The organism is Leclercia sp. GLN_9 (assembly GCF_043105735.1).
Lineage (GTDB): Bacteria > Pseudomonadota > Gammaproteobacteria > Enterobacterales > Enterobacteriaceae > Enterobacter > Enterobacter adecarboxylatus.
Genome location: NZ_JBICLV010000017.1, coordinates 513,915 through 526,468, shown reverse-complemented (window position 1 = coordinate 526,468; position 12,554 = coordinate 513,915). Strand labels below are relative to the sequence as shown.

Annotated in this window: 10 protein-coding genes and 1 pseudogene; 6 read left to right on the top strand and 5 right to left on the bottom strand. The window is 54.3% G+C overall.

Going from position 1 to position 12,554, the window contains the following annotated elements; genetic code table 11:
- The first annotated feature begins 61 nt into the window (after positions 1 to 61).
- Together prs and dauA are read left to right on the top strand one after the other, a co-directional pair.
- Positions 62 to 1,009, top strand: coding sequence for a ribose-phosphate diphosphokinase (prs, locus tag ACF8PE_RS13320; RefSeq protein ID WP_003856663.1), 948 nt, complete (start codon positions 62 to 64; stop codon positions 1,007 to 1,009).
- 120 nt (positions 1,010 to 1,129) lie between these two features.
- On the top strand, positions 1,130 to 2,806 hold the full coding sequence (gene dauA / locus ACF8PE_RS13315) for a C4-dicarboxylic acid transporter DauA (protein WP_032611399.1): 1,677 nt from the start codon (positions 1,130 to 1,132) through the stop codon (positions 2,804 to 2,806).
- Here dauA and ACF8PE_RS13310 read toward each other — a convergent pair.
- Positions 2,792 to 3,835 carry a MerR family transcriptional regulator gene (locus ACF8PE_RS13310; RefSeq protein ID WP_392494974.1) on the bottom strand — a complete coding sequence of 348 codons (1,044 nt, stop codon included), beginning with the start codon at positions 3,833 to 3,835 and terminating at the stop codon, positions 2,792 to 2,794. The two genes, dauA and ACF8PE_RS13310, sit on opposite strands and share 15 nt — an antisense overlap.
- A gap of 119 nt (positions 3,836 to 3,954) precedes the next feature.
- On the bottom strand, positions 3,955 to 4,230 hold the full coding sequence (gene ychH / locus ACF8PE_RS13305) for a stress-induced protein YchH (RefSeq protein ID WP_392494973.1): 276 nt from the start codon (positions 4,228 to 4,230) through the stop codon (positions 3,955 to 3,957).
- Positions 4,231 to 4,504: 274 nt separating this feature from the next.
- Here ychH and pth point away from each other — a divergent pair, with 274 nt between their 5' ends.
- Both pth and ychF read left to right on the top strand, forming a co-directional pair.
- Positions 4,505 to 5,089 (top strand): aminoacyl-tRNA hydrolase, encoded by a 585-nt coding sequence (gene pth, locus ACF8PE_RS13300; RefSeq protein WP_032611351.1) that lies wholly within the window; start codon positions 4,505 to 4,507, stop codon positions 5,087 to 5,089.
- A 126-nt stretch (positions 5,090 to 5,215) separates the two neighbouring features.
- Complete coding sequence (ychF, locus tag ACF8PE_RS13295; RefSeq protein ID WP_032611353.1) at positions 5,216 to 6,310, top strand: redox-regulated ATPase YchF; 1,095 nt, start codon at positions 5,216 to 5,218, stop codon at positions 6,308 to 6,310.
- A gap of 64 nt (positions 6,311 to 6,374) precedes the next feature.
- On the opposite strand, the gene ACF8PE_RS13290 is transcribed toward ychF, so the two are convergent.
- Positions 6,375 to 8,435, bottom strand: a complete 2,061-nt coding sequence (locus ACF8PE_RS13290) for a beta-galactosidase (RefSeq protein ID WP_392494972.1) — start codon at positions 8,433 to 8,435, stop codon at positions 6,375 to 6,377.
- An 11-nt stretch (positions 8,436 to 8,446) separates the two neighbouring features.
- Complete coding sequence (locus ACF8PE_RS13285; protein WP_117385427.1) at positions 8,447 to 9,679, bottom strand: oligosaccharide MFS transporter; 1,233 nt, start codon at positions 9,677 to 9,679, stop codon at positions 8,447 to 8,449.
- A 340-nt stretch (positions 9,680 to 10,019) separates the two neighbouring features.
- Here ACF8PE_RS13285 and ACF8PE_RS13280 point away from each other — a divergent pair.
- Positions 10,020 to 11,009, top strand: a pseudogene (locus ACF8PE_RS13280) (LacI family DNA-binding transcriptional regulator); the annotation flags it as partial.
- Positions 11,010 to 11,050: 41 nt separating this feature from the next.
- On the opposite strand, the gene ftrA reads toward ACF8PE_RS13280, so the two are convergent.
- Positions 11,051 to 12,031, bottom strand: coding sequence for a transcriptional regulator FtrA (gene ftrA, locus ACF8PE_RS13275; protein WP_392494971.1), 981 nt, complete (start codon positions 12,029 to 12,031; stop codon positions 11,051 to 11,053).
- A gap of 108 nt (positions 12,032 to 12,139) precedes the next feature.
- Here ftrA and ACF8PE_RS13270 point away from each other — a divergent pair, with 108 nt between their 5' ends.
- Positions 12,140 to 12,535, top strand: a complete 396-nt coding sequence (locus tag ACF8PE_RS13270; RefSeq protein WP_032611361.1) for a rhodanese-like domain-containing protein — start codon at positions 12,140 to 12,142, stop codon at positions 12,533 to 12,535.
- The last annotated feature ends 19 nt before the right edge of the window (positions 12,536 to 12,554 follow it).

The following is a 12,554-nucleotide window of genomic DNA, read 5'->3' as shown; positions in this document are numbered from 1 at the left end:
CCTGGCCCGCACAGTTTACGGCGAACTATCCACCACTGGACGCATGCCTGAGGTTCTTCTCGTGCCTGATATGAAGCTTTTTGCTGGTAACGCCACCCCGGAACTAGCACAACGTATTGCCAACCGCCTGTACACTTCTCTTGGCGACGCCGCCGTAGGTCGCTTTAGCGATGGCGAAGTCAGCGTACAAATTAACGAAAATGTACGCGGTGGTGATATTTTCATCATCCAGTCCACCTGTGCTCCAACGAACGACAACCTGATGGAATTGGTTGTTATGGTCGATGCCCTGCGCCGTGCTTCCGCTGGCCGTATCACTGCTGTTATTCCTTACTTTGGTTATGCCCGTCAGGACCGCCGCGTCCGTTCCGCACGTGTACCTATTACCGCTAAAGTTGTCGCTGATTTCCTCTCCAGTGTTGGCGTTGACCGCGTTCTGACGGTTGACCTACATGCCGAGCAGATCCAGGGCTTCTTCGACGTTCCGGTTGATAACGTATTTGGTAGCCCAATCCTGCTGGAAGATATGCTGCAGCTGAACCTGGACAACCCGATTGTGGTTTCCCCGGACATCGGCGGCGTGGTTCGCGCACGTGCTATCGCTAAACTGCTCAACGATACCGACATGGCGATCATCGACAAACGTCGTCCACGCGCTAACGTTTCTCAGGTGATGCACATCATCGGTGACGTCGCTGGCCGTGACTGCGTGCTGGTTGACGACATGATCGACACCGGCGGCACTCTGTGCAAAGCCGCCGAAGCGCTGAAAGAGCGTGGTGCAAAACGCGTATTCGCTTACGCGACTCACCCGATCTTCTCCGGCAATGCCGTGAACAACCTGCGCAACTCCGTCATTGATGAAGTTGTGGTGTGTGACACCATCCCGCTGAGCGACGAAATCAAAGCGCTGCCAAACGTGCGTACTTTGACCCTGTCCGGGATGCTGGCCGAAGCGATTCGTCGTATCAGCAACGAAGAATCGATCTCTGCAATGTTCGAACACTAATCGGACGCAGTCTGAAAACCCGCTACGGCGGGTTTTTTTGTCTGTGGTATTCATTTGTATGATTAATGCCTCCTTCACCTGCCATTGATATGACAGATGATGCGCAACTGGATAATGATTGTGAAAAACGCTTCCTCTCATGTTCTTCCCTTCCGCGCCCTCATCGACGCCTGCTGGAAAGAGAAATACACCCTGTCACGCTTTACCCGTGACCTTATCGCCGGGATCACCGTCGGTATCATTGCCATTCCGTTGGCGATGGCGCTGGCGATTGGCAGCGGCGTGGCACCGCAGTACGGCCTGTATACCGCCGCCGTCGCCGGGATTGTGATTGCCCTGACCGGAGGGTCACGCTTTAGCGTCTCCGGGCCGACCGCAGCCTTTGTGGTGATCCTCTATCCGGTATCCCAGCAGTTCGGCCTCGCCGGGCTGCTAGTGGCGACCCTGATGTCCGGGGTATTTTTGATTCTGTTCGGCCTGGCGCGCTTTGGCAGGCTGATTGAGTACATTCCGCTTTCCGTGACCCTGGGCTTTACCTCCGGGATCGGCATCACCATCGGCACCATGCAGATTAAGGATTTCCTCGGCCTGCAGATGGCTCATGTGCCAGAGCACTACCTGCAAAAAGTGGGTGCGCTGGCGATGGCGCTGCCGACGACAAACCTCGGCGATGCGGCGATTGGCGTGGTGACGCTGGGGACACTGATCCTCTGGCCGCGCCTGGGCATTCGCCTGCCCGGCCATCTGCCTGCTCTGCTGCTGGGCTGTGCGGTAATGGGCGTGGTGAACCTGCTGGGCGGCCACGTGGCCACTATCGGCTCGCAATTCCACTATGTCCTGGCGGATGGTTCCCAGGGAAACGGTATCCCGCAGCTTCTGCCGCAGCTGGTACTGCCCTGGAATCTGCCCGGATCCAGCTTCACCTTAAGCTGGGATTCCCTGCGCGCCCTTCTGCCCGCCGCCTTTTCAATGGCAATGCTGGGGGCGATTGAGTCGTTGCTCTGCGCGGTGGTGCTGGACGGCATGACCGGCACCAAACACAAAGCCAACAGCGAGCTGGTCGGTCAGGGGCTGGGGAATATTATCGCGCCGTTCTTCGGCGGGATCACGGCGACCGCAGCCATTGCCCGCTCGGCGGCGAACGTGCGTGCCGGGGCAACCTCCCCGGTCTCGGCGGTGATCCACTCGGTACTGGTGATCCTCGCCCTGCTGGTGCTGGCTCCCCTGCTCTCATGGTTACCGCTGTCGGCCATGGCGGCCCTGCTGCTGATGGTGGCGTGGAACATGAGTGAGGCGCACAAAGTGGTGAACCTGCTGCGCCGCGCACCGAAGGACGACATCATCGTGATGCTGATCTGCATGTCGCTGACCGTGTTGTTTGACATGGTGATCGCGATAAGCGTCGGGATTGTGCTGGCCTCGCTGCTGTTTATGCGCCGTATCGCCCGCATGACCCGTCTGGCAGCGGTTAACGTCACGGTTCCGGACGATGTGCTGGTGTTGCGGGTGATCGGCCCCCTGTTCTTTGCTGCCGCCGAAGGCCTGTTCAGCGATCTGGAGTCGCGCATTACGGGTAAGCGGATTGTGGTGCTGAAATGGGATGCAGTGCCGGTGCTGGATGCGGGCGGGCTGGACGCCTTCCAGCGCTTTGTGCAACGCCTGCCGGAAGGCTGTGAACTGCGGGTGAGTAATCTCGAGTTCCAGCCCCTGCGCACCATGGCGCGCGCAGGAGTGCAACCTATTGCCGGTCGTCTGGCCTTCTATCCGAACCGCGAGGCCGCGTTAGCGGATTTGTGACATCCGCCGCTGCATCATGATACTTATCGCCTGCTGGAGCCATGCATGGACAGCAGGCGTCATCCAGGTCCCTTTCATCAGATGCGGCTCCTGCTGCATCGCCTGACGAAATTTCTGCTGCGTCACGGGGTTGGTTCCCGCATAAGACTGGAACAGTTCCAGCCAGTTTTCGGCCAGCTGTTGCGCGTCGTCAGAGGCGGGATCCAGCGTTTCTGACTCGGCCCGGTGCAGCTTCGCCACCAGCGGTGGCCACTCCATCATGCGATCAAAATAGTGCGCCCGGGTAAACGCCATCTCCTCCGGTGAGAGGTAGTTTTGCCAGATGGCGAGTTTTGATTCCGCAAATGCCCGGGTTATGTAATCCATTATCTCTGTCGTGATACCCGTTTGCTCGCGCATCTGCGCCTCGACGTTGTGCATCTCGTTGAGACGGGTCAGAAACGCCGGTTTGCCCGCCGTGTCCTGCTCAAGGCGCACCATCCAGCGCGTGGCCAGATCCTGCGCCCTGGGATCAGAGACCTCAACATTGTTCTCCAGCAGGGTTTTCACCTCCACTACCAGAGCGGCCCAGATCTCTGCCAATGCCTCTTTGTGCATTGCAAAGGGCAACTGCTGTAACTCTTCTTTACTAAACCAGCGATCGTACATGTTCATTAACTCCAGAGTCTGTAGCCAGGACTCCAGATCGAGATCCTCACGGGTATCAAGCCCGGTGCGTAAATCAACAAGCCTGTCGCGCAGCGTGGTAATGCTGCGCACCTGCTTATCCAGCAGACGGATTTGCGCGTCGAGCAGTTCCGATAACGTGAGGGAATCTTTTTCCAGAAAATCCCGGATTTCAGCAAGTTCCAGCCCTGCCTTTGCCAGCGCCTGAATCATATGCAGGCGCTGAACATCGGCCAGATTATAGAGCCGGTACCCTGCCGCGCTTCTGGCAGAAGGCAGCAACAATCCTGTTTGCTCATAGTGGTGCAAGGTGCGCACGGTGATCCCGGCACGTTTTGCCAGTTCTCCGACCTGAATTAACATAACGGCTCCTTCTTATGCCAGTGGCGTCACTCTGGGGCCTTACGTTACGTGAGGGTCAATACGTGATGCAAAAAAAACGACTCCAGAAGGAGCCGTTTCGGTGTTCATTGGTGAGCACTTTAGCTGTGCTTATGCTGACCGCGACGGCAGCGCTTGTCGTAGTGGCGCACCCACCAGTATTTGTCGCAGACCTGCTCGTGACCGCTGACGCGAGCACCCGCAAGCCACAATACGGCACCCAGGAAAATGCTCAGGACCGCGCCATGCGCAAAGTATTGCGGCAGGTCAAGTTGCGGCAGCTGGTTTAAAATGGAATACCCGACGCCAACCACCATAACCATCAATCCCAACCCCATTAGCACGTTACCGAGTAACGAAGCGTTTCTGCGTTTCATGTGTCACCTCCGTAGCTTTGGGTTGCAGGGGAATAATCTCCCTAATCCTTGTGTGTAAAGTATAGACACCACCCCTGGGCCTGATTGCGTAAGGGATCACATTTACGCACATCCGGGCAACAAAACTTTACAAATAAATCCTTGAGTTGCATGAAATTCTAATGATTCAAACCGGGTACTATTCAGGTTCTACGTAACGGCGTGCAGAATTTTGTCAAGCGACGCGGCAGACAGTACACTACGCGCCAGACTTAGCACTTTCAGGAACAAAAACGTGACGATTAAACTGATTGTCGGCCTGGCCAACCCCGGCGCGGAATATGCGGCTACCCGCCACAACGCGGGCGCCTGGTATGTTGATCTGCTGGCCGAACGGTTGCGCGCTCCCCTGCGCGAAGAAGCGAAATTCTTCGGGTATACCTCTCGCGTAAACCTGGCCGGAGCGGATGTGCGTCTGCTGGTGCCGACCACGTTTATGAATTTAAGCGGCAAAGCCGTGGCCGCGCTGGCGACCTTCTACCGTATCAACCCGGATGAGATCCTGGTTGCGCATGACGAACTGGATCTTCCTCCGGGTGTCGCAAAATTCAAACTCGGCGGCGGTCACGGTGGGCATAACGGTCTAAAAGACATCATCAGCAAACTGGGCAATAACCCTAATTTTCACCGTTTGCGCATCGGTATTGGTCATCCGGGCGATAAAAACAAAGTTGTTGGCTTTGTACTCGGTAAGCCTCCGGTTTCCGAACAGAAACTGATCGACGAAGCGGTAGACGAAGCGGCGCGTTGCACAGAAATCTGGCTGCAGGATGGCTTAACCAAAGCCACCAACCGTTTGCACGCTTTTAAAGCGCAATAACCGGGGCGCGACGCCTTTTTTGCCCCGCACGCTGCGGGTTACGTGTATAATAGGCGTAGTTATTTACTTTTCTTCGACTCGTTAATGTTAACGTGTTGAATATCAAGACATTAAGGTGATTCAGAAATGGGATTCAAATGCGGTATCGTTGGTCTGCCTAACGTTGGCAAATCCACCCTGTTTAACGCGCTGACTAAAGCGGGCATCGAAGCGGCTAACTTCCCGTTCTGCACCATCGAGCCAAACACCGGTGTCGTGCCAATGCCCGATCCGCGTCTGGACCAGCTCGCGGAGATCGTTAAGCCGCAGCGTATTCTGCCAACCACCATGGAGTTCGTGGACATTGCAGGCCTGGTGAAAGGCGCGTCCAAAGGTGAAGGCCTGGGCAACCAGTTCTTGACCAACATCCGTGAAACCGAAGCCATCGGCCACGTTGTCCGTTGCTTTGAAAACGACAATATCATCCACGTGAACAACAAAGTGGATCCGGCTGACGATATCGAAGTCATCAACACCGAACTGGCCCTGTCTGACCTCGACACGTGCGAGCGCGCCCTGCATCGCGTGCAGAAGAAAGCCAAAGGTGGCGACAAAGACGCGAAAGCAGAACAGGCCGCGCTGGAAAAATGTCTGCCACAGCTGGAAAACGCCGGCATGCTGCGCGCGCTGAAAAACCTGACAGAAGAAGACAAAGCGGCGATCAAATACCTGAGCTTCCTGACCCTGAAGCCAACCATGTACATCGCTAACGTCAACGAAGACGGTTTCGAAAACAACCCATACCTCGACAAAGTGCGCGAAATCGCGGCTGCCGAAGGCTCTGTGGTGGTAGCGGTCTGTGCCGCGGTAGAATCCGATATCGCCGAGCTGGACGATGCCGACCGTGAAGAGTTCATGGCCGAGCTGGGCCTGGAAGAGCCAGGTCTGAACCGCGTGATCCGCGCCGGTTACGAACTGCTGAACCTGCAAACTTACTTCACCGCTGGCGTGAAAGAAGTGCGTGCCTGGACTATCCCTGTCGGCGCAACCGCTCCACAGGCAGCGGGTAAAATCCACACCGATTTCGAGAAAGGCTTTATTCGTGCGCAGACTATCGCGTTTGAAGACTTCATCACCTACAAAGGTGAGCAAGGCGCGAAAGAAGCAGGCAAGATGCGTGCAGAAGGGAAAGATTACATTGTTAAAGATGGCGATGTAATGAACTTCCTGTTCAACGTTTAAGGTTTAGCTACCTGAAAAAAATCCACGCCGATGCGTGGATTTTTTTTGATAAAAGGAAAGCCCCTTATTCCTTTTCTGCTAAAAACACTTCTGCGCCAAATGCAGGCAGCGGATAGTGTTCCCCCCGCAGCACATCGCCATTGAGTAAGGGTTTCAGCGTCCGGCTTTCTTCTGCCAAATCAAGCGTGACGGCTTGTTTGCCATAGTTCTGTACAAAGATATATGCCTGTCCTTCGCTCTGCCTTACCGTTGCAACCACACCTTTTGGCAGGGGCATCGATGTAGAGGCGGTAATGCTATTTTCATCAGCAACCATCCGGTAAAAATCGTGCAGAAAATCCCCATCGGTTCTTGCTGCAAGGTAATACGCCTGCCCATTTCCCCAGGTGTTACGGGTTACTGCTGGCCGGCCCGCGTAAAAATCCTGTTGGTAGACGCCCAGGACTTCTGCCGTTTCCGCATGAATAAGATCGCAAAGCTCCCGACATTCATACTCGCGTCCCGGACTGTGCCAGGTTGATGACGTCATGCTGATTTGATTCGTTTCGCCGTCATACAGACCGTCGATCTCTTCCGACCAGATACCCAATACGTCGCGTAAAGGCCCCGGGAAACCAGTTGTGAAGCACAGATCATCCGTATTAACGATACCTGTCCAGTAGGTCGCAATAAACACCCCTCCAGCCGCCACGAACTGATTAACGCGTTCGGCAAAGGCTTCATTCACCATATAGAGCATCGGGGCGACGATTACCCGGTATGCGCTGAGGTCGGACTGTTGGCAAACAATATCCACCGGGATACTCTGCTGCCACAGCGCCTGGTAGTGCTGCTGCACCGTCTCTTCAAAGTGGATACCACAGTTACGTGGCCCGGCGGCGTCGTTGACCGCCCAGCGATTATCCCAGTCATACACCATCGCCACCTCAGCCCGATAATCCCCCCCTGCTATCGATGCCAGTTTCTCAAGTGCAGCGCCAACCTGCTTGACATCCCGCCCGACGCGGGTATCGAGATGGCCGACGTGATCTACCACCGCACCGTGTAATTTTTCGACCGAACCCCGGCTTTTACGCCACTGAAAATATTGTACCGAGTCAGAACCGTGGGCAATCGCCTGCATTGCCGACAGCAGATGCATCCCCGGTCTTTTGAGTTTGCTGACTGCCTGCCAGTTGGTGGTCCCGGGAGTGGACTCCATCAACAGAAACGGCAATCCGGGCTTCAGGCTTCGCATCAGATCAAACGTGAAGGCCGTGTAAGAGGCGATATTTTCCTGCTGTTGAGTCTTATGCCACTCCGGATAGCTGTCCCATGAGATGAAATCAACCTCCTGCGCCAGGCGCCAGTAATCGTAATCATTAAATACACCGTGAAAATTAGTGGTGGCGGGCATCGCGGGATTGAAGGCTTTCACCGTCTGAATTTCATGACGGCAAAACAGCGCAACCTGCTCACTCATAAAGCGTCGCCAGTCGATATTCAGCCCATGGACCGACTGTTCACCCAGTGGCCCCGGCGAATGAATCTGGCTCCAGCTCGAATATTCGTGGCTCCAGAATGCACTCCACCAGCGCTGGTTCAGGTTATCTAACGTTTGATACTTCTGTTTCAGCCAGTCGCGGAATGCCTGCTGGCAAATATCACAGTGGCAGTCACCGCCATACTCGTTTGAAATATGCCAGGCCAACACTGCCGGGTGATGCGCATAACGTTTCGCCAGTTGCTTATTAATATTTCCGGTCAGTCGTAAATATTCAGGAGATGAAACACAGTGATTATGTCGCTCCCCATGCAGATTTTTCGTCAAATCTTTATTGGTCCGTAATACCTCTGGGTATTTTTCTGAAACCCAGGCCGGTCTTGCACCGCTCGGTGTCGCCAGGAAGACATAAATCCCACTGGCGTAGAGGGTATCCAGAACGCTATCCAGCCAGCCAAACTGATATTCACCTTCTGCGGGTTCAAGTTTAGACCAGCTAAATATCCCTACCGACATCACGTTGCATTTTGTCTCTTTCATCATCGCGATATCCTTCTCAAGAATATCGGGCTGACTGAGCCACTGGTCCGGATTATAATCGGCACCGTGCAATAAATTGAGGTCCGTAAATAATTTGCTCATATTTTTCTTCCTTATGCTAAGGACGCTCTCTCCTGAGAAAGATCAACGGCTTTTCCTTTTCTGCTCCTGAGCGAAAATACCGAGAACAGCGTAAACAGCCCTGAAACAGCGCCAAGAATGATATAGGTATTAGCAAACCCAATGGTGTCGTATAAATGCCCTACCACCGGGGAATAGACTGTCGTCGCAATGGATGCTGCAAACAGCACCAGTAAATAGATTGTGGATGACAATTTATGGTCAAAATTCTGGGCAATAAACTTAAAGACGGAGATCAGGATTAAGGGTTTTTCAATGGCGTGCATCATCTTCACTGCCGCAATCCATACCGGACCCAGCGGAACCGCAGATCCCAGAATACGCACCGACATGATCGACCCGGCTATGACCAGCGCCCGCTTCGCCCCGACGCGATTGACAAACCACGGCATCAGCCCAAGGAATAAAGTTTCGCCACACACCTGAATGGATGCCAGAGTGCCGTACCATTTATTCCCTTCGTCAACGCTCGGGAACTGTAAAGAGAAGTACTGCGCAAACTGTTGGTCGTAGGTATCATAGATTTGGGTAACAAACAGCGTAAAAATAATCAGCATCCAGAACTGCTTGTCTTTCATTAATTCAAAAACATGCCCCGCTTTCAATGACGAGGTCATCTTCTCTTCTTCCAGTGTGACTGTGATTTTCGTCAGCATAAAGCAGACAGCCGCTAAGACAATGGCAATACTGGCCAGCCAGAAAGAGAGATTGGGATTATCGTTAATATTACGCCCGACAATATAGGCCGCAGCCGCCCATCCCAAAGAGCCCCACATTCTCACACGTCCATATTCGAAAGCGTAGCGGCGGGATATTTTGTCAATATACGAGTCAATGACTCCACACCCGGAGTTAAAAATAACCCCAAGATAAATGCCGCCCAGAATCGCGCCCAACCAGAAGGAGCTGACGAGGAGGGGCGCATAAATATAGATAAAGAACGGCCCGACCGGCAGCAGCAAAGCAAGAATTAAAAAAATCAGCGATTTTTTTGTGCCAAATTTATCTGATATAAAGCCAAAAAATGGCTGCATGGTCAGCGCAATAAAGGCATTTATTGCATACAACCACCCCGTTTGGGTGGCGCTAATGCCTAAATGCTGAGTCGTCCAGATGACAAAAAAAGCCATCGTCGACGACCAGGCAAACAGATAGAGAAAATCGAAAATGCTTAAAAGGACATAGTTCCTTTTACCGGTAACCATATTTTTCTTCCTCAAGAAGGAACAGGGTCGGTGCTTCACTGTGGGCTCAGTGAGTCGCGTTCTTTTAGATCATGCCTGGGACGATATGCACCCGATTAGTGATAATGTGAAAATGTATGACGCTCACATCAACGTGTTACATACAATACCTGACAAAAGACGCGAACAACTCTCCTTGATGAAAAGTGCAATCAACATCACAGAACGTAATTTTAAAAGCAGAAAAAGGTGAGCAAGATCGCCAAATTTCGCCATGTGAAGGTATGACATTTTGATATAATTTCGCTCACGCCACCGATGACAGGCGTTTTTTCAGCCACGCAAAAAGAAAGGATTGAGGGTGAACAAGAACAGAAATGCGACCCTGGAAGATGTGGCGCGTCAGGCCGGTGTCTCCTACCAGACCGTTTCCCGGGTACTCAATAAATCGGTGAACGTTGCCGAAAAAACGCGTCTTCGTGTCGAGCAGGCGATTGAAGATTTGCGCTACGTTCCTAACCGTCTGGCGCAACAGCTGGTCGGTAAACGCACCCAGACGCTGGGGTTAGTGACCACCTCCCTCGCACTGCATGCGCCGTCGCAAATTGCCGCCTCCGTAAAAAAGCACGCCCGTGAGGCGGGTTACCAGGTCCTGATTTCGATGATTGATGAAGCTGACCCTACGGTCATACAGCAATCGATTAACGATTTTAAATCCCAGTTTATTGAAAAAATCCTGATTAACGTCCCGCTGGAAACCCCTCCTGCCAGAAAGCTGGCTGAACAGAATAACGAGGTCACCTGTCTTTTTCTCGACGTTGCCCCGGACAGCGGTGTGTTTCATGTCATCTTTGATCCGGCAAACGGTACCCGGGAGAGCGTTAAACGCTTATGCGAACTGGGGCATAACAGCATCGTACTGATGCCGGGCCCTCAGCACTCTGTCTCGGCAAAGCTGCGTCTGGAAAACTGGATAAGCAGCCTGGCGACATTTGGCAAAACGCCCGCAGCCGTTATTTTTGGTACCTGGGATGCCCAAAGCGGCCACGATGGCGCGCGGCAGCTTATCGAAAATAAGATTGAATTTAGCGCTCTGCTGGTGGGTAACGACCAGATGGCGCTGGGCGCCTTGAGTGCGCTCAATAAGGCGCAGATAGAGGTACCCCATCAGGTTTCCATTATCGGCTACGATGACAGTTACGAAAGTGCCTTTTTCATCCCTTCCCTTACCACTGTGCGCCTCGATTTAGACGCCCAGGGTAAAGAAGCGGTGACCAGAGTGCTGGCGGCGACACCCGAAAGCATACCTGACAGCAGCATTTTGCCCGCTGAATTTATTTTACGTGATTCGATTGCGACGAACTGACAGAGATAAAAAAGCCGCGCGAGCGGCTACTCAGCCTTAATGACTCTCCGCGCTGGCTGAGAAAACCCCCTCCGGTACGCCGCAGGCGTGGTCGATAGCTGATTTCTGAAGTGATGACGCATCGTCGCCACGCTGCCAAACCCGACTTCCTCCGCAATGCGCTCCAGCGACAGCTGGCTGTTCTCCAGCAGATCCTGGCTGCGATTCAGGCGGGCGTTCAACAACCACTGGGCAGGGGTTTTACCGGTCGTCGCTGCAAAACGGCGCAGAAAAGTGCGTGGACTCATCCCGACAAACTTCGCCAGTGAATCGACGCTGTGCGGGGCGGCAAGGTTTTCAAGCAAATAATCAAACAGCGCGCCAAGCCGATGGCCTTCGTAGGCGACGGGTACCGCCTGCTGGATAAACTGGGCCTGACCCCCATCGCGATGCGGGGACACGACCAGCCGACGCGCCACCTGGTTGGCCGCCACGCTACCATAATCCCGTCGCACCAGGTGCAGGCACAGGTCGATCCCCGCCGCGCTTCCGGCCGAGGTGAGCACATCACCGTTATCGATATACAACACATCCGGCGTCACCTGAATGGCGGGATAACGCTGTTGCAGCACGTCAGTGTACCGCCAGTGGGTCGTGGCCTGCCGGTTGTTGAGCAACCCTGCGGCGGCCAGCACAAAGACGCCAGAGCAGATAGAGAGGATCCGCGCCCCACGCGCATGGGCGGCAACCAACTGCTCGCACAGTGCGGTGGGGACCGGTACATCCGCGCCCCTCCAGCCGGGGACGATAATGGTCCCGGCCTCCGCCAGCAGCTCCAGCCCGCCGTCAACCACCAGCCGGATGCCGCCCGTGGCGCGCAACGCCCCCGGTTCGACCCCCGCCACTGCAAAGCGATACCAGTTATCCCCCATTTCAGGGCGTGCAAGGCCGAAAATTTCCACGGCAATGCCGAATTCAAACGTGCATAAGCCGTCATAGGCCAGAGCCACAACCAGAGGATTGTTCATTACCGCACTCAGGGTATTTTGTCAGGATCCTGATGGTATATGGCATTTCTGCCTGCTGTCAAAACAGCGCGGCAATCGTAAAGTGATGGCTCAACTCAGGAGGACATGATGAGCTATGTAACTGATTACCCTGCTGCGTCAGCAGAAAACGCGGCGAAGCATTTTTTACAACGACTGAGTGTGGAAACGGATTGCGATGATGTCCATACCGCGCTCAAAGAGGGTGATGTCGATTTTGTATTGCTGCATGTGGTGGGCACCCCGGAGGCGTTTGCTCGCCGTCATATTCCGGGGGCGCTGCATCTGCGACATCGTGATATGACCGCGCAAAGCATGGCGGAATGGCCAGCCGATACCCTGTTTGTGGTCTATTGCGCCGGGCCGCACTGCAACGGCGCCGATCGCGCGGCGCTGAAGCTGGCACAACTGGGCCGCCCGGTGAAGATCATGATTGGGGGTCTGACCGGATGGGCCGACGAAGGTTTTGCGTTTAACGCCGCATAACGCCCCGGGTCGGCCCTCC

What these genes read in the sequence shown, in the direction of transcription:
- ACF8PE_RS13310 (WP_392494974.1), bottom strand. Translation starts at nt 3,835, where the DNA reads ATGTTAATTCAGGTCGGAGAACTGGCAAAACGTGCCGGGATCACCGTG.
- ychH (WP_392494973.1), bottom strand. Translation starts at nt 4,230, where the DNA reads ATGAAACGCAGAAACGCTTCGTTACTCGGTAACGTGCTAATGGGGTTG.
- ychF (WP_032611353.1), top strand. Translation starts at nt 5,216, where the DNA reads ATGGGATTCAAATGCGGTATCGTTGGTCTGCCTAACGTTGGCAAATCC.
- ACF8PE_RS13290 (WP_392494972.1), bottom strand. Translation starts at nt 8,435, where the DNA reads ATGAGCAAATTATTTACGGACCTCAATTTATTGCACGGTGCCGATTAT.
- ACF8PE_RS13285 (WP_117385427.1), bottom strand. Translation starts at nt 9,679, where the DNA reads ATGGTTACCGGTAAAAGGAACTATGTCCTTTTAAGCATTTTCGATTTT.
- ftrA (WP_392494971.1), bottom strand. Translation starts at nt 12,031, where the DNA reads ATGAACAATCCTCTGGTTGTGGCTCTGGCCTATGACGGCTTATGCACG.
- ACF8PE_RS13270 (WP_032611361.1), top strand. Translation starts at nt 12,140, where the DNA reads ATGAGCTATGTAACTGATTACCCTGCTGCGTCAGCAGAAAACGCGGCG.